The organism is Thermococcus sp. LS1 (genome assembly GCF_012027395.1).
GTDB lineage: Archaea > Methanobacteriota_B > Thermococci > Thermococcales > Thermococcaceae > Thermococcus.
Genome location: NZ_SNUJ01000001.1, coordinates 265007 through 281478, shown reverse-complemented (window position 1 = coordinate 281478; position 16472 = coordinate 265007). Strand labels below are relative to the sequence as shown.

Annotated in this window: 19 protein-coding genes; 3 read left to right on the top strand and 16 right to left on the bottom strand. The window is 54.2% G+C overall.

Annotated elements, in window-relative coordinates; all coding sequences use genetic code 11:
- The first annotated feature begins 20 nt into the window (after window positions 1-20).
- Window positions 21-755, top strand: a complete 735-nt coding sequence (locus E3E26_RS01540; protein ID WP_167900093.1) for a DUF2110 family protein — start codon at window positions 21-23, stop codon at window positions 753-755.
- On the opposite strand, the gene E3E26_RS01535 is transcribed toward E3E26_RS01540, so the two are convergent.
- From E3E26_RS01535 to E3E26_RS01495, 9 genes are all read right to left on the bottom strand, one after another.
- Complete coding sequence (locus E3E26_RS01535; RefSeq protein WP_167899606.1) at window positions 739-2103, bottom strand: hypothetical protein; 1365 nt, start codon at window positions 2101-2103, stop codon at window positions 739-741. The genes E3E26_RS01540 and E3E26_RS01535 overlap by 17 nt on opposite strands.
- A gap of 130 nt (window positions 2104-2233) precedes the next feature.
- Window positions 2234-3151 carry an Mrp/NBP35 family ATP-binding protein gene (locus E3E26_RS01530; protein WP_167899605.1) on the bottom strand — a complete coding sequence of 306 codons (918 nt, stop codon included), beginning with the start codon at window positions 3149-3151 and terminating at the stop codon, window positions 2234-2236.
- A 133-nt stretch (window positions 3152-3284) separates the two neighbouring features.
- The gene (gene porB, locus E3E26_RS01525) at window positions 3285-4280 is read right to left on the bottom strand and encodes a pyruvate synthase subunit PorB (protein WP_167899604.1); all 996 of its coding nucleotides are present in this window, start codon (window positions 4278-4280) and stop codon (window positions 3285-3287) included.
- 10 nt (window positions 4281-4290) lie between these two features.
- Complete coding sequence (gene porA, locus E3E26_RS01520; protein WP_167899603.1) at window positions 4291-5475, bottom strand: pyruvate synthase subunit PorA; 1185 nt, start codon at window positions 5473-5475, stop codon at window positions 4291-4293.
- 11 nt (window positions 5476-5486) lie between these two features.
- Window positions 5487-5804, bottom strand: coding sequence for a pyruvate synthase subunit PorD (gene porD / locus E3E26_RS01515; RefSeq protein ID WP_068665414.1), 318 nt, complete (start codon window positions 5802-5804; stop codon window positions 5487-5489).
- A 62-nt stretch (window positions 5805-5866) separates the two neighbouring features.
- On the bottom strand, window positions 5867-6802 hold the full coding sequence (locus E3E26_RS01510; protein WP_167899602.1) for a 3-methyl-2-oxobutanoate dehydrogenase subunit beta: 936 nt from the start codon (window positions 6800-6802) through the stop codon (window positions 5867-5869).
- 5 nt (window positions 6803-6807) lie between these two features.
- Window positions 6808-7995 carry a pyruvate ferredoxin oxidoreductase gene (gene porA / locus E3E26_RS01505; protein WP_167899601.1) on the bottom strand — a complete coding sequence of 396 codons (1188 nt, stop codon included), beginning with the start codon at window positions 7993-7995 and terminating at the stop codon, window positions 6808-6810.
- Window positions 7996-8005: 10 nt separating this feature from the next.
- Window positions 8006-8323, bottom strand: a complete 318-nt coding sequence (locus E3E26_RS01500) for a 3-methyl-2-oxobutanoate dehydrogenase subunit delta (RefSeq protein ID WP_167899600.1) — start codon at window positions 8321-8323, stop codon at window positions 8006-8008.
- 39 nt (window positions 8324-8362) lie between these two features.
- On the bottom strand, window positions 8363-8920 hold the full coding sequence (locus E3E26_RS01495; protein ID WP_167900092.1) for a pyruvate/ketoisovalerate ferredoxin oxidoreductase subunit gamma: 558 nt from the start codon (window positions 8918-8920) through the stop codon (window positions 8363-8365).
- 228 nt (window positions 8921-9148) lie between these two features.
- Between E3E26_RS01495 and E3E26_RS01490 the strand changes: the two genes are divergently transcribed.
- On the top strand, window positions 9149-10111 hold the full coding sequence (locus E3E26_RS01490; RefSeq protein WP_167899599.1) for an inorganic phosphate transporter: 963 nt from the start codon (window positions 9149-9151) through the stop codon (window positions 10109-10111).
- Here the strand turns inward: E3E26_RS01490 and hflX are convergent.
- Window positions 10091-11377 (bottom strand): GTPase HflX, encoded by a 1287-nt coding sequence (gene hflX, locus E3E26_RS01485; RefSeq protein ID WP_167899598.1) that lies wholly within the window; start codon window positions 11375-11377, stop codon window positions 10091-10093. The genes E3E26_RS01490 and hflX overlap by 21 nt on opposite strands.
- Window positions 11378-11487: 110 nt before the next feature.
- Between hflX and E3E26_RS01480 the strand changes: the two genes are divergently transcribed.
- On the top strand, window positions 11488-11847 hold the full coding sequence (locus tag E3E26_RS01480; protein ID WP_167731612.1) for a carboxymuconolactone decarboxylase family protein: 360 nt from the start codon (window positions 11488-11490) through the stop codon (window positions 11845-11847).
- 39 nt (window positions 11848-11886) lie between these two features.
- Here the strand turns inward: E3E26_RS01480 and E3E26_RS01475 are convergent, their stop codons facing one another.
- The 6 genes from E3E26_RS01475 to E3E26_RS01450 form a co-directional block, all read right to left on the bottom strand.
- A complete protein-coding gene (locus E3E26_RS01475) occupies window positions 11887-12222 on the bottom strand; it encodes a nascent polypeptide-associated complex protein (protein WP_167731613.1) in 336 nt (111 codons plus the stop codon).
- 279 nt (window positions 12223-12501) lie between these two features.
- The gene (locus E3E26_RS01470) at window positions 12502-13668 is read right to left on the bottom strand and encodes a cation:proton antiporter (protein WP_167899597.1); all 1167 of its coding nucleotides are present in this window, start codon (window positions 13666-13668) and stop codon (window positions 12502-12504) included.
- Window positions 13669-13674: 6 nt separating this feature from the next.
- Window positions 13675-14154: a CBS domain-containing protein gene (locus E3E26_RS01465; protein WP_167899596.1), complete on the bottom strand. Its 480-nt coding sequence runs from the start codon at window positions 14152-14154 to the stop codon at window positions 13675-13677.
- Between the two features lie 30 nt (window positions 14155-14184).
- A complete protein-coding gene (locus tag E3E26_RS01460) occupies window positions 14185-15222 on the bottom strand; it encodes a tetratricopeptide repeat protein (RefSeq protein ID WP_167899595.1) in 1038 nt (345 codons plus the stop codon).
- Window positions 15198-15737 (bottom strand): methylated-DNA--protein-cysteine methyltransferase, encoded by a 540-nt coding sequence (otg, locus tag E3E26_RS01455; protein WP_167899594.1) that lies wholly within the window; start codon window positions 15735-15737, stop codon window positions 15198-15200. The genes E3E26_RS01460 and otg overlap by 25 nt, the downstream gene beginning before the upstream one ends.
- Window positions 15724-16443, bottom strand: a complete 720-nt coding sequence (locus E3E26_RS01450) for an RNA methyltransferase (protein ID WP_167899593.1) — start codon at window positions 16441-16443, stop codon at window positions 15724-15726. Before E3E26_RS01450 ends, otg begins: the two co-directional genes overlap by 14 nt.
- Window positions 16444-16472: the final 29 nt, after the last annotated feature.

The window sequence follows — 16472 nt, the reverse complement described above, 5'->3', positions numbered from 1 at the left end:
GAACTTCGGGGATGGTGAGAATGCAGGAAGTAGTTATTCTGGAGAAGGTTTACGGAGACAGGAGCGGCTTTTTGAAGCTCGATAAAAAGCTCAAGGCCCTCCTCGGTGATCTGGAAGTTGAGTGGAAGCTCTCAGCGGTCAAGAAGCAGTGGGTCAGGGTAAGTCTCAACGGTGAGGACGAGGAAATCTCAGCAAACCTCGTAAGGGAAGAGTTCGGCGAGGTTCCCTACAGGCTCAAGGCTGTTGAAGAAGGCAAAACCTACAGGGGAAGGTTCATAGACCTGGGAAAAGTCGGCTACGGGGCTTACGTTGACATTGGAATATTCACTCCAAAGCCTAAGGATGCCCTTCTACCGCTCTACTACCTCAAGGAGACCTTTGGAGAGATGCCGGTCAGGGAGATGATAAGGAAGTTCGGCTGGGTCGACAACCTTCCCGTAGAGGTAGAAGTTACCAAAGTTGAGTTCGGCGCGAGGGAGGTTGAGCTTGCCTTCAGCGATGCTCAGCTCAAGCGCATAAAATCCTGGCTGAGCGATGGCCACGACAAGCTCTTCGTGACAGGAACAATAAGCGAGAACGTCGAGAAGGCCCTCATAAGGACAGGGCACGGCAGGGACGTCAAGCGCATGGAGGAGCTCGGATTGATGGAGACGCTTCTGATACTCAAGAAGGGCACCCAGGCTCCGGGAATAATCAAGGAAATCGGCCCGCACCTTAGGGGTGCCATCATAGGCGCTATCAAGTTTGGGGAGTGAGTTGATAGAGCATCCTCGCCGTGAGAGAGGCAAGGATTACGAAGCAGTAGGGCAGTATCTCCGGGATGAACAGCGCGAGGGGAATGTAAAAGATTGCCAGCATAATGAGGAATGGGGTCTGGCCCCTTATTTTTATGCTTTTTTCTCTGTAGATCACCGCGTAGGCTATGGCCAGGATCGCCAGGGCAGTGTTGAAGAAGAACTTGGCTATGTAGTCCCAGCACTCCGGGGTCGTGTGGTTGGGTATGTTCATCGGAAAGCCGAATTGGGTATACATGAGGGCCACGCCGAGTGCGCTCATAAGTAAGTAAGCATAGTTTCTTAGATGCCTTTTAGGGAAAGCCAGCACGAAGATGGCTGGAATTGGGAGGAGATACGGATTTATCGCTATCGTGAGCAGGGTGAACAGAGACAGAATCAGCGTCTGTAACAATGTCTTCCCCCTCTCCGGCGAGAAAGTCACGTTGCTTATTATTGCCAGCGTGATGAGGAAAGAGGCTAGGCCGAGGACACTCCCGTCGATGTGATGGAGGTGCTCCCTGAACATTGGCGAGGCGAAGGTGAGACCGAAGACTATGAAGCCTAACTCGCGGGCGCGCTTTGGCGAGATATAGAAGGAGAAGGATATCAGCAGAAGGATGAGCACCCAGTGGGCAAAGACGAGATTCTCCTCGATGGGTGGCACTATCTTGAATAGTATACCCAACATTGCTCCTAACGGAGAATCCACAGAGCCCCCGACGGCGAATTTGAGTCCCTGGAAGAAGTATTCAAGAAAAACCTCACTCATCTTTGGAATAGGGGCTGTGAGATACCATAGCATGAATAGGGAGAGGGCCAGGCTGTAGAAGCTGCCGGCATGGCTCTTATCGTTGCGGAGAGTGAGCAGGAAGACCCAGGCTATAATGACGAGCAGTACCACAAAGCCGATCTTTGATTCGAGTGGAGGATTCCAAAGCTCCTCAAAGGCACGCTCCGTCAGGTAGATGTTGTCCTCGGAGCCGGTTATGAGAACGGAGTGGTCGAGAACGATGATCCCGGGCAGAAGGGACTGGTTTTCGGGAAGGCCGGTCTGGGGCCAGAGAACCTCCATCATGGGGTTGTTATAAACATTCCCAACAAGGACTAGCGTCTCGTTTCCGTGCTCCTTCACAGTTGAAAGCTTCTCATCGACGTAATACGCCCAGGCCTTTGCCCAGGTCTCGTTCCCGGCAACCACAGTGTAAGTCGAATTCGAGTCCAGAAAAGCCTGAAAAGCTTCCCGGCTTGGATAATAGGTCAACTCACCGGCAGAAACGAGGGGAGCCATGAGGATGATGAGGGTTATTAGAACGAGGGTTCGCTTCATCATATCCCTCCCAGGGAGATACCCAAACATGGTTAAAAAGTTAATGTAGCCTGGCCCAGCGCGGCCTCACGGCAACGGCATCTGCCGGCCTCGGCCGCGATAAAGAATAGAGAAAAAGGGCTTAAAGGCTTTACTCTTCCTTAGATTCCTCGCTGCTCTCCTCTTCGGTCTCTTCGCCCTTCATCTCTTCGAGCTTGGCGATGAGCTTGTCAACTATCTCCATGAAGGCCTTTGCAGCCATGGTGTCCTCATAGAGGACTATCGGGATTCCTGCGTCGCTCGCTTCCCTGGCCTTGAGGTCAATGGGTATCTTACCGAGGAAGTCAACGCCCTCCTTCTGGGCGAGCTTTTCTCCACCTCCCTCCCCGAAGAGGTCTATCTTGTTGCCGCAGTGCGGGCAGATGAGGTAGCTCATGTTCTCGACGACTGCTATGTAGGGCACTTCCATCCTCTTCATCATGTTGACGGCCTTGCCAGTGTCGAGGAGAGCAACCTCCTGGGGAGTCGTGACAATTATAGCCGCGTCGAGCTGGAGGGTCTGAGTGACGGTGAGGATCTCGTCGCCGGTTCCCGGCGGGAAGTCGATTATCATAAAGTCCAGCTCGCCCCACTTGACGTCGCCGAAGAGCTGCTTTATGGCCTTCGTGACGAGGGCTCCGCGCCAGATGATCGGCTGATCCTCGGGAACGAGAAAGCCCATGCTCATAACCTTTATCGGTGTAGTCTGGCCAAGGAAGTCGTTCATTGGCGGAATCATCTCGAACCTGCCGTCTTCCATCCTCTCAGCGAGGACGTCGGCCTTCTCGACACCGAGCATCTTTGCCACGTTCGGCCCGTGTATGTCCGCGTCGAGGATTCCGACGAAGTAACCCTTCTTTGCAAGGGCAGCGGCGAGGTTGACAGCAACGGTGCTCTTCCCGACGCCTCCCTTACCGCTGAGGACGGCTATTTTGTACTTCCACTTTTTCTGTTTCTCGTTTATCCTCTGGGTGAGCGGGTCAGCGCCCAATCCTGCTATGTTCAGGGTAGGGGGAGTCTTGATAGTCATTTTTAACCACCTCCGAAGTTAGGTCTGCCTAAGGGCTTAAAAGTTTTGTTATAAAAGAGGCCCTTATGGGGCATTTTTGTGGAACAATCATCAGGCGAAAGCGGAAATTGGTAGAAGAAGAAAGAGGAGGAAGTCACTCCTCCGGCTTCGGGAGGATGACATCGACGCCGAGAACCTTCCACATGGCCTTGATCTGCTCGCGCATCACGTCAATGGCCTCTGGCTGCTTGAAGAGGTGCTTGAACCTGCCCTGGAGCTTGAGGTACTCCTCGATGGGCTTCTTGAACTCAATGGCAACGACTCTGCCGCCCTCGCGCTTGACCTTGGCGCCTCCGCCAGGAGCCTGTATCTTGATGTTCCAGATGTCGCCGTTCTCGATCTCGAAGAGCGGCCAGACACCGGTCTCAATGGCGAGCCTGGCGATCTCGACACCCTTCTCAAGCGGGCTCTTCCATCCGGTTGGACAGGTACACTGAACCTGGACGAAGGCCGGACCGTCGACCTTGGCGGCCTTCTTCATCTTCCTGATGAAGTCGAAGGGGTTGCCTATGCTGGCGGTTGCAACGTATGGGATCTGGTGGGCTGCAGCAATAAGGGCGACCCACTTCTTGGGCTTGTCCTCACCGATGGAGTACTTGCCCGGCGGGCTGGTGGTGGTCCAGGCACCGTAGGGGGTCGAAGAGCTCCTCTGGATTCCGGTGTTCATGTAGGCCTCGTTGTCGTACATCAGGTAAACGACGTTGTGCCAGCGCTCAAGCATACCGCTCAAAGCCTGAAGGCCTATGTCAGCAGTTCCACCGTCTCCACCGATGGCGAGGATCTTGCCCTTCCTGCCGAGCTTCTTCCAGGCGGCCTCAACACCGCTGGCAGCTGCGGCAGCGTTCTCGAAGGCGACGTGAACCCACGGGGCCTTCCAGGCGGTGTACGGGAAGACGGCGCTGACGACTTCCATACATCCGGTGGCCTGGGCTACGGCGAATGCGTTGGGATCGCCGAACTTCTCCTCCATTGCCTCGCTGAAGGCCTTGGTGGCGAGCTTGAGAGCGGTGGCACAACCGCATCCGGCACAGGCGGCGTGTCCGGGTGCCCAGTACTCGCGAGTGGTAATCGGGGGCTTCCTAACGGCCATCTTCCTCACCTCACAGTATCTCCTTCCTCAGTCCAATCCAGTTGACTTCCTCAAACTCCTCTCCGGCGAGGGCCTTCTTGCTTATCTCGAGGGCCTCGTCGAGGTCCTTGAAAGTGACGTCCCTGCCACCGAGGCCGAGGATGAAGTCAACGATCTTGGGCTTGTCTTCAACGTTCACGAGGGCCCTGCTGAAGTCCTGGAAGAGGGCTCCGCCGACGCTGAAGGTGACGTTCTTCTCGAGCAGTGCGAGAACCTTCGCCTTCTTTGCGAGCTCCCTGACCTCCTCAACCGGGAACGGCCTGTAAACGGTAATCTTCGCGGCACCGACCTTGAGGCCCTTCTCCCTGAGGTGGTCAACGTACTCCTTGAGGGTTCCGGCGAGGGAGCCCATGGTGACGAAGATTATGTCGGCATCTTCGGTCCTGTACTCTTCAATCTTCTGGTACTTCCTTCCGAACTTCTTCTCGAACTCAGCGAAGGCCTCATCAATGACCTTCTTCGCGGCCTCGTTGGCTTCCCAGACGCCGTAGCGGGCCTCCATGTAGTGAGCGGGGAATCCGAGTGCACCCTGGGTTATCGGCTTGGCCGGGTCGAGGTAGGCGTGCTTTGGCACGTACTCGCCGAGGAACTCGTCAACGAGCTCCTGGTCGGGAATTTCAACCGGCTCGACGGTGTGGGTCAGGATGAACGCGTCGAAGCCGACCATGGCTGGAAGGAGAACCCTCTCGTCCTCGGCGACCTTGAATGCTATCAGGATGAGGTCAAGGGCCTCCTGGTTGTTCTCGGCGTAGAACTGGAGCCAGCCGGTGTCGCGCTCGCTGATGGTGTCCTGCCAGTCGTTCCAGATGTTGATCGGGGCGCTCAGGGCTCTGTTACCAACTGCGATGACTATCGGAAGCCTCATTCCTGCGGCGATGAAGAGTATCTCGTGCATCAAAGCGAGACCCTGAGAAGCGGTCGCGGTGAAGGTCCTAACACCTGCCGCCGAAGCACCGACACAGGCAGAAATCGCTGAGTGCTCACTCTCGACCTTGATGAACTCTGCGTCAAGCTCTCCGTCAGCTACGAACTCACTTATCTTCTCAGGAACTAGAGTCGAGGGTGTAATTGGGAACGCTGCGATAACCTTTGGCTTGGCCAGCTTGGCCGCCCAGGCAGCAGCCTCGTTAGCCTTCATAACCTTCCTAATCGGCATCTTTCACCACCTCACTTGGTCTCCCTAACCATAACTATCGCCTTTGTCGGGCACTCGTTCGCACAAATTCCACAGCCCTTACAGTAGTCGTAGTCGAAGACCGGATAGTTCTCCTCGTCGAGGTATATGGCTGGCTCCGGGCAGTAGATGTAGCAGAGGTAGCACCTAACGCACTTGTCCCTGTTGAACTCCGGCATGAAAACTCTCCAGCTTCCTGTCTTGTTCACGACGCTGCTTCCCGGGAGGTATACAATCGCTCCCGGGGTCATCTTTTCGCTATACTCCTTCTGAACCCTCTCAATATCGGCCTTAAACGGACTCTCGGCCATGTATATCACCTCGGGTGAGTTGTCAATTTGACACTTAAACCTTTAGGGTAAAGATGGAAAGCTCAGCCGAAGACCTCGGCGAGCTTCTTGAGCTTCTCCCACTCGTGGAGGACCCACTGCTGGAGGATCTCGATGTCCTCCTTGGTCATGTACTTGAACCTGCCCTGGAGCTTGAGGAACTCCTCAATGGGCTTGGGCTCCTTCTTGGTGCTCGGCATGTTGATCTTGTACCTGCCGTTCTCGTACTCGAAGAGCGGGAAGTAAGCGGTCTGGACTGCCAGCCTGGCCAGTTCGATGCTCTTGTCGGTCGGTGAGCGCCAGCCAGTTGGACACGGCGCGAAGAGCTGGATGAAGCTCGGCCCTGGGGTCTTCTGGGCCTTCTTGAGCTTCCTTATGAAGTCTTCGGGGTAGGCAATGCTTGCGGTAGCCGCGTAGGGTATCTCGTGGGCAATGACGATGTCGATGACCTTCTTCTTGTGCCTCTTCTCGAGGAAGTGCTTCTTTCCACCGGGGGTGTTGGTGGTCCAGGCACCGTAGGGTGTTGAACCCGACCTCTGGATTCCGGTGTTCATGTAGGCCTCGTTGTCGTACATGATGTAAACCGCATCGTGGCCCCTCTCAAGGAAGCCCGAGAGAGCTTGGAGTCCTATGTCGGCGGTTCCACCGTCGCCTGCCCAGCCGACGACCATTATGCCGTCCTCGCCCTTAACCTTGTAGCCCTTGGCTTTCAGAGCGGCCTCGATTCCGCTTATGACCGCACCAGTGGTCTCGAACGCGGTGTGGAACAGGTTCGCATCGAGTGCGCTGTATGGCCAGGGGCCAGCGATGATGGTTGAACAGCATGCGGGGATTGCAAATATCGTCTTCTTTCCGTAGGCCTTGAGGACGTACCTAAGGCCGAGTGAGGCGCCACAGCCCTGGCAGGCGGTGTGGCCTGCGTAAAAGTGCTCTTCCGCGGGAATGCTCAACCTCTTCTTAACGTTCTCTGGAATCTCCATCATTCTCACCTCTTAAGGTGGTACCAGTCCACCTCTACATCCAGCTCGCCCTTCTCGATGATGGCCTTCATGTTGTCGGCTATCTTCTTGACGTCGTTCACGGTGAAGTCCCTGCCTCCGAGGCCGACTATGTAGTTCTTCATTATCGGGTGAGCGTCGGTGTTGTAGAGCACGCCCTTGGCCTCGTTGAAGAGTATGCCCTCCTGACCGAAGGAGAAGTTCCTGTCAAGGACCGCTATTCCCTTCACGTTCTTGGCCAGCTCGTAGAGTTCGTCCTTCGGGAACGGCCTGAACCAGCGGACCTTGGCTGCTCCGACCTTGTAGCCCTCCTCGCGGAGAACGTCAACGGCCTGCTTGACGGTTCCCATGAGTGAACCCATGCCCATGAAGACGAAGTCAGCGTCGTCAGTCCTGTAGAGCTCTATCATCTGGCTGTAGTCCCTTCCAAACATCTCGCCGAACTCCTTGCCGACTTTCCTGATGACTTCCCTGGCCTCTTCCATGGCCTTCTCTATCTTGTAGCGGAACTCGTAGTAGTCGGCAGGAGTTCCAAGGGCTCCAACTGAGAACGGCTTGTCAAAGTCAGTGAGCGTGTAGAGAGGCTTCCTCGGCGGGAGGAACTCGTCAACGAGCTCCTGGGGGATCATTTCAACAATGTCGTAGGTGTGGCTCAGGATGAAGGCGCTCTCAACGACCATCGCTGGCAGGTTGACGGTCTCGGCGACCTTGAATGACATGAGAACACCGTCGTAAACTTCCTGGTTGTTTTCGGCGTAGAACTGCATCCATCCGGTGTCGCGCTGGGCCAGGCTGTCGGTCTGGTCGTCCCAGACGCTCCACGGTGGTGCCATAGCCCTGTTGACGTTGACCATAACTATCGGCAATCTCGCGCCGCTCGCCCAGTGGAGCATCTCGTGCATCAAAGCAAGACCCTGGGCAGAGGTTGCCGTAAAGGCCCTCGCTCCAGCCGCTGAAGCTCCTATACACGCGGCCATGGCAGAGTGCTCGCTCTCAACGGCCACGTACTGGAGGTTCTCAACCTCACCATTGGCTATGAACTCCGCTATCTTCTCGATGATGCTCGTCTGAGGGGTGATTGGGTAAGCTGCCACAACCTCAACGCGGGCGTGCTTGGCGGCGTAAGCGGCCGCGTAGTTGCCGCTCACAACCTTCCTAATCGGCTTGTACTCCATGCTCAACACCTCACTTCTCCTCTTTCTCCATCGTTATGGCATTGGTTGGGCATTCGTTCGCACAGATACCGCAGCCCTTACAGTAGTCATAGTCGATGCCAACGTAGCCGTCCTCGCGGATGTATATCGCTGGCTCGGGGCAGAACTTCCAGCAGATGTAGCACTTGACGCACTTGTTATCATCAACGACTGGTATGAACGTCCTCCAGTCACCGGTGAAGTTGATGAGGGTCGTTCCCAGGGTTATGGGGGCCTCTGGATACTCGTCCACGGATTTGAGGACGATTTTGGTGGCCCCTTCTTTCTTTTCACCGAACAACGTGTTCAACTCTCTTCACCCCTTGTAAGGATTATAAAGGAAAGAGAATCAGAGTTCGTAAACGACGGTCTTGTTGAAGGCCTCTTCTGCAGCCTTGGCGTTCTTTTCGCCGAGGGCTCCGGAGAAGACGTCCTGGATTGCCTTCTGGACGTGCTCGAGGCTGACGACGCCAGTGGCCTTGGCAACGGCACCGAGAATGGCGGTGTTGGTAATCGGGAGGCCAAGTATCTCAAGGGCTATGGTGGTGGCGTCGACCAGAGCGAGCTTGGCGGGCTTCTTCTTGAGCTTCTCGAGAACCTCTTCCTTGCTCTTCTCGGTGTTGATGATAACGATTCCGCCGTCCTTGAGACCGGCGGTAACGTCGACGGTGTCGAGAAGCGACGGGTCGAGGACGACGACTATGTCCGGCTCGTAGATCTGGGTCTTAATCCTGATGGGCTTCTCGTCGATCCTGGTGAATGCCGTAACCGGTGCTCCACGCCTCTCAACTCCGAAGAACGGGAACGCCTGGACGTATTTGCCCTCAAGGAAAGCTGCTGAAGCTAATATGTTGGCAGCGGTAACTGCACCCTGTCCACCCCTACCGTGAAAACGAATCTCTATCATCATTCCTGCCTCCTTAAATTTGTCAAAACTTATTCATCTATTGCATTTATTTAAGTTTCGGTATTGGGTTAAGCAGCCTTCGGCAGGTGTCTTTGGGTAGGCATGAACTTTGTCAGTCGTCAATGGCACGATTGGGGCATCATTTCTCGAAAAAAGTTCGTGCAGTCATTGGCAAAATTTTTAAGCCATAGTCTAAAGGGAGATATATAGACTATATAGGTGGTCTCCATGGACGGGCTAGTGATAGCAGCAATAGCAGTGGCCTTCTACATCGCTTGGAATATAGGCTCCAACGATTCGGCAAATGCCATGGGTACCGCGGTGGGTGCAGGAATACTCAGCTTCCGGCAGGCAACACTCACCATAGCGATATTCGTCCTGATGGGTGCCTATCTGAAGGGCTATAAGGTTATGAAAACCGTCGGCAAGGGCATCGTCCCCGAAGGCTACCTAACGATGGAGATGGCGGTAATAGCGCTTCTCGCCGCTGGCGTATGGGTCACGATAGCCACCGTCAAGGGCCTTCCGGTTTCCACGACTCAGGCCATAGTTGGTGGTGTGATAGGAGTTGGTCTTGCTGTCAACGCTCCGATCAACTGGTACACGCTCGTTAAAATAGCCTCCGCATGGGTTGTCTCACCCATACTGTCCGGGATTCTGGCGATAATTCTGTACAAGTTCTATTCCAAAGTTATCTCGAGCATAAAAAGCGTCTCGACGATTGAGGTCCTCTACAAGGCTCTCGCTATACTGGGCGGTTCCTACATGGCCTTCAACTTCGGCACCAATGAGGTTGCGAACGCATCTGGACCTCTGGTCGGTGCCGGCTTCGTGGAGCCAAAGGTTGCGGGAATTTTTGGCGCGATAGCACTCTCGATAGGCGCTTTAACTTTCAGCTACGCAGTGATGCACACCGTTGGAAAGAAGATAACCGCCCTCGGCCCGATCTCGGCCTTTGCAGCACAGTTCGGCTCAGCAATAGCTGTGAGCCTTGCCAACATCTTCGGTCTCCCGGTGAGCTCCAGTCAGTCCATAGTTGGCGGCGTTATTGGTGTTGGCCTCATCGCGGGAGAAGGCGTCGACAAGTCCGTCATAAAGGACATAGTCTTTGGCTGGGTGGCGACGCCCCTGACGGCGATATTCATCGCCCTTGGAATCTTCAATGCTTTCTCATTGGTGGGGCTGGTTTAGCCGCTTTATCTCGACCCCCAGCCTCGTCAGCTCCTTTATCATTCCCGTCTGGATGTAGGCTTCTATTTTCGTCTCCTCGCCGTACTCAACCGACAAAACCTCACCGATAGCATTTATCAGAGCCATGACCTGAGGGACTTTCTCAGGCTCCCTCACGGTTATCTCGAAGGCCCCGTACTTGGGCAGGGTTAGTACCACCTCTTCCAGCGCTCCGTAGAGCTCCTCCAGCTGACCGAACTTGGCCGAGATGGAAACGACACGGGAGACGTTTATCCCCCTCTCCTCGACTATTTCCATTATCCTCTCAGATTTATCTTTAACGTCCTCCTCGCTCGTCAGGTCCCTCTTGTTGAGGACGACTACCATAGGCTTATCCAAGGCCTTAAGCTCCCTCAAGACGTTGAGCGATGCCAGGAATTTCCTCCGTATCTCCGGCCAGGGCTCGCTCACATCGAGAACGAGCAGGACTATATCGGCCTTAACTATCTCCTCCAGCGTGGAGTGGAAGGCTTCAACGATAAACGGCGGGAGGCCGTCAATGAAGCCGACCGTGTCGGTGACTAGAACCCTCTTACCGCCGAGCTTGAAGCGCCTCGTTGTCGTGTCCAGGGTGGTGAACATCTGGTCTCTCGCCTCTATCTCCTCCCTCGCGAGGGTGTTGAGGAGCGTTGACTTTCCGGCGTTCGTGTAGCCCGCTAAGGCGAGCAAAATGAAGCCAACCTCTTCCCTGCGCTTCCTTTTAACCTCGCGGTCCGCCTTTACCCTCTCCAGCTCCTTCCTTATCTTGCCCATACGGTAGCGGATGTGCTTAAGATACTGCTGGGTCTGATACTCACCCATTCCCTTGAATCCTGCCCTATCGCCGAGCTTTATTCTCCTGATGGCCTCCTTTACGAGAGGAATTTCATACTGCAGGCTCGCCAGCTCCACCTGGAGCTTTGCCTCTTTTGAATGCGCGCGCCTCTCGAATATCTCAAGAACCAGCTGCCACTTGTCTATTATCTCCACCCTCAGCTCTTTCCAGAGGTTGTAGGCCTGACTTGGCGTGAGCTTGTTGGCGAAGATGACCTTATCCGGCTGAAGCTCTCTCACGAGCTCTTTGAGCTCCTCGAACTTTCCCTTTCCGATATTGTACTTAGGGTGCTCCTCACGGTTCTGTTCGAGAATCGCCACTACCTCGTAGCCGGCACTCCTTAACAGCTCCTCGAACTCTTCCCGGCTTATCCTCTCGCGCCTGGATTTTCTGATGACCCCTATTGCTCTCATCGTCAGAGCCTCAGTTTCTCCCTTTATATCCTTTTGGAGCAGGTAGTTCTCAACCCAAAGTTTAGGATAGGCCTTTAAACTTGGAATGCAATCTTTATACGGTGATCCCCATGGACTGTGAGGACGTCCAGGTTAAGTTGAAGGAAATAGAGGAGCTCCTTGACAAGCTCGGCAAGGAGCACCCGAAAGAGATAGCCGCCTTTTCTAGGTTCCTCCGCGAGGTTGTTGACAACAAGGCCCTCACAACGAGGGAGAAGGAGCTTATTGCCCTTGCCCTCGGCATAGCTCAGGGCTGTGAGTGGTGCATCTATCTCCACACCCAGAAGGCACTCGAAGCGGGCGCTAAGAAAGAAGAGCTCATCGAGGCCGGTCTCGTCGCGGTTCTCATGGCCGGCGGTCCAGCACTTATGCACCTCATACCGCTCATGAAGGCCATAGAGACCTTTGAAAAAGAGCATGGAACGGAGTGATTTCTCTTTCTACTTTGTATTTAATAAAAGGAAAATTTCTCAGCCCTCAGTGAGCTTGAGAATGGCCTCCGCGAGGTCGCCCTCTGCCTCTTCCAGCGCCTTCTTTGCCGTCTCGTAGTCAACGCCCGCCTGCTCCATGACGAGTTGGATATCCTCCTCGGAAATCTTGAGGATTGGCCTTACTTCCTCCCTGCCAGCAACTATCTGGTAGCTCTTCTCGCCCTGAGCGGTTATCACCATAGCTGAAACGTCACGGAGGATTATCTCCCTGTCTGGGAGCTTTATAACGACCTCCTCAACGTTTTCAAGCTCCTCCATCTTGATGCCCATCTGGCGCATGAGCTTCTTCATCTGCCTTGGGTTCATTCCCATCATCGCTATCACCTTGAGAAAAATCCGGGCTGGATTTTAAAAAGGTTGGCGAGTTTCGATGACGATTTATGAGCGTAATGTTTAAATTTTTTCCGAAGGAATTTTGAGGAAGACAAAAAGCGGAAATCTCCTTGGACAACTTTTGCCGTGGGTTCTGGTGCGTTGCTGGTTATTGGCCTGATCATATGGGAATGGAAAAAGCGGAAAGATCCATTATGGCGTGGAAACCTGAAGAAATACAAGAAGGACAGGAAATGACACGCTGCAACCTGAGGAAAATCCCTAGCTCAAAAGGTTGGGAGAATATTCCGATGAGGCTTCCTCTTTGAATGCCATCTTAAGGAGAGGCGGCGTGACAAGCGTGCTCAGGAATATCATCAGCACGATGACCACGTAGGCATCCTCACCGACTATACCAGCGTTCATAGCTATGGCGAGCATCGCGAGCTCAACGCCCATTCTTGGAATCATGCCTATTCCAACCCTAAGCGACTGTCTGCGGTCAAGTCCGGCCAGGAGAGCTCCGAGACCGCACCCTATAACCTTGCTGGCTATCGCTCCGAGGCTGAAAACCAGTGCGAAGATTCCTACCTCGGAGATGCTTCTGAGCGGAATGTTCATGCCAACGTCAACGAAGAACAACGGAATGAACATAGAGTGGGCTAGGATCCTTGTGTGCTCGAATATTGGCCTTCTGAATTCAGTCTCGCTTAGACTGAGACCGAAGAGGTAGGCTCCAAGGATAGAGGCTAAATTCATGTGCTCCGCTAAATAGGCAAAAGCGAAGAGAGTCGCCATCGATAGGGTTATCGTCGAATCGGCAAAGCCCAGGTGGACGACCTTTCTCAGCAGTCTGTCTATCGCAGGCGGGACAACGTAAATCGCGGCCAGTATGAAGATGATAACCTTGGCAAAGATGAGTCCTATCCCAATTGGATTAATGCCTCCCTGGACAAGCATGGAAATGACAATACTCAGGATGACTATGCCGAGAATATCATCGACTATAGCGGCCGTCAGTATGGTGTTGCCCTCAACAGTCTTGAGCGCGTCAAGCTCCATGAGAACCCTAACTGTCAGGCTCACGCTCGTTGGGGTCATTAGGGCACCGTAGAGGAGAGCCTGTTCAAAGCCCTTGAAGGGATACACAATGCCGAAACCCATGAGAAAGGCAATTGCAACTCCAACCACTGCCACAGAGAGCCCAGCCTTACCAGCTTCCTTTAGCTCATCAACGCTACTTTCCAGACCTGCCAGGAAGAGGAGGAGCAGGACACCGAGCATTGAAATATCCTTCACTTCTGTAGTTGGGGGAAAGAACATGCCGAGCAGTATGCCGCCGATAATCTGGCCTAGGACAACTGGTTGCTCTATCCTTGCGAATATCCATCCAAAGGTCTCGGCAACTGCGAGCATGAGGGCTAGGTAGAGTATCAGCTCGAGTTCCATACGAACTCACCTGGCAAATACCCTGAGAATCCTCACAATACTCTGGGCGGAAAACGTTCCTAGGACGGTCTTTTTCTTATCAACAACTGGAAACTGCTTGATACCGGTTTCAAGCATCATTTCGAGGGCATAGCCGAGGCTGTCGTTCGGACTGAGGATTATTGGTCTGGGGTTCATTATGTCTTTCACTGGTCTGTCCCAGTCGAAGTGTGCCTCCTTGATTGCGTCAAGTCCCACGAGAATGTAGTCTGAGGGGGGGATTATGAGGTTGATTATCTCGTCGATCGAAATGAATCCGAGGAGCTTTCCATCGTCATCGATGACGACGGCGCAGGTTGGATGCTCGAGCTCCTTTATGAGCTTCTCTATTTTATCATCGGGAGAAAGCCTGAGGAAGTTCTTCTCCATCACGAGCCCTATGGGCATCTTTGACAGCTTGAGGATATTAAGCTTTGGTCTCTCCTTTGGTTGTTTATCCCCTGACAATTTCTCACCTCCAAGAAAAGGAATAGGGGATTACTTTTCCCCTGGGAACTTTGAGGTCTCCTCGTTCGCCTTCATTATTTTTGCCCTGTACTCCTCGTACTTCTTCTTTGCCTCTTCGGCCTTTTCCTTCTCGCCGAGGTACTCGTAGGCCTCAGCGACGTGCTTCCACCACATCGGATCTTCTTCGGCCTCCTTGAGGCAGTACTCGAGGAACTTCTGGTAGGCTTCCTTTGCCAGCTCCTCCCTTCCGAGCTTCCTCGCTATGTTTCCGACGTCCTCCCAGAAGACGCCCTCTTCTTGGGCTTCCTTGGTGTAGTACTCCAGTGCCTTCTCCCATGCCTCCTTGGCCTTCTCCTCGTTGCCCAGCTCCTCGTAGAGCTTAGCGACGTCCTCCCAGAACCAGGGCTCCTCCTCGGCGTACTTCTCAAGGGCCTTGGCTGCCCTGTCCATGTTCCCAGCCTTCTTCCAGTACTCGTGGGCCTCCTTGAGGTAGTAGGTGTCCTTCTCCTTCTCATAGAGGGCCTCGTATATCTCAGCCGCCTTCTCGTACTTCTCGGCCTTCTCGTATGCCCAGGCGGCGCTCTCCATCCAGCCGAGCTTCTCGTACATCTCGGCGGCCTTCAGATAGTTGCCGGCCTTCTCGTACTTTCTGGCTGCTGCCTTGTACTTGCCCATCCTCTCGAGCTTCTCGGCCGAGCGGAAGCGGTCGGCCAGGCCCAGATCGGGCTCGCTGATGTACCATATGCCGAAGGCAAGAATGGCAACGAAGAATACTATTATCCAACCAACGGGGTAAAGATGCTGCCAATCGGTGCGATTCCAAGTGGCACTTAAGTAGAGACCATAGCCGCTGATGACGGTGAAAATCGCCAGTATCCCTCCGTACTTCCAGCTCTCGGCGTAGAACGTCAGCGCGGTGAAGAAGAGCAGCATCAGCGTGACGCCGAGGAATCCAAGGGCTAAAACCACCTGGAGCAGCAGCTTCCAGCCACCGTACCAGACTATGCCGGCGGCTATCACTATGACGGCAATTAAGAATCCTATCAGGTACGCTTTGAGCTTGTCCATTCTTCCACCCCCTCAAGCTTCAGCAGGAAGGTCTTGTACTCGAGCTTTGGCGTGTAATAGCCGGGCCCGTCTTGGGCCACGACTCTGTGACAGGGAACGACTATGGGGTAGGGGTTCCTCTTCATCGCCCCTCCAATGGCCCTCGGGGAAGTTCCAAGGGTCTTTGCCAGCTCTCCATACGTTACAACGCTTCCTCTTTTAACCCTTTTTGTTAGCCATTCGTAAACGCGGCGCTCAAAGGATGTTACACCCAGAAAACCCAGCTCCGGAAGGAGCTCCTCGTTCTCGAGTTTTCCAAGAATGACATCGCGGACGAGTCTGGGGTAGTCTGACTCCAGTAAGGTTAATTCGACATTGACACCCCTTTTCTTGAGGAAGAACGCCATGTTGGCGATTCTCTCCCTCAGAAATCCCTCCCCATCCAAGGAGAAGGTAATCCCCTGGATTTTCTCGTCAAAAATCACCGCGATCCAGACTTCCTTCCCCGCGATATCAAAGCGCTCAACGCTCAGCATCTCCACATTCCTCCAGTCTTAACGCCGCTTTTCTCAAGGGTCCGATGAGCGTGTGAACCTCCCTTCCGTAGAGGATGGTTCGCCCCACGAAGCGCCGGAAAATCTTGACGAAAACCTCCCTCCTCTCGGGGTCCTTCGGGTAATCCAGAACATCCAAAAGCCTCTCCCAGGTTCTGATGAGGGTCTCCTTCTCCTCCCGCGTTGCCGGTTCGAGCGAGGGGTGGATGGCTTCCCTTCCGCCCTTGGCCAGCTCGTAGAGTATCACCGCAACGGCCTGGCTGAGGTTCATGACTGGGTAAATCTCGCTTGTCGGGATGGTGACCGTTAGATCCATCCTCTCAAGCTCCTCGTTCTTCAGGCCGATGCTCTCGCGCCCGAAGAAGAGGCCGACCCTTCCGGGATAGCTCTTGAGTGCTTCCCTCAGCTCCCAGGGCATCATGGGTGCCCTGTCCGGGATGTAGCGCTTTCCCGGCTTCCCGGTCGTGCCCACCGCCAGGTCCACGAGCTCCAGCGCTTCCTCGAAGGTTTCGACGATGACGGCCCTCTCTAGAACGTCCCGCGCGTGGACTGCATAGAGATAGCTCTCCTCGGTGATGTTAGGATTGACCAGAACTAGCTCATTGAAGCCGAAGTTCTTCATCGTTCTCGCTATCATGCCTATGTTTGCGGGCCCCTCAGGTTCGACCAGAATCACCTTGAGCTTCATCGGTAAGGCTTTAAGGAGGATGCTTTAAA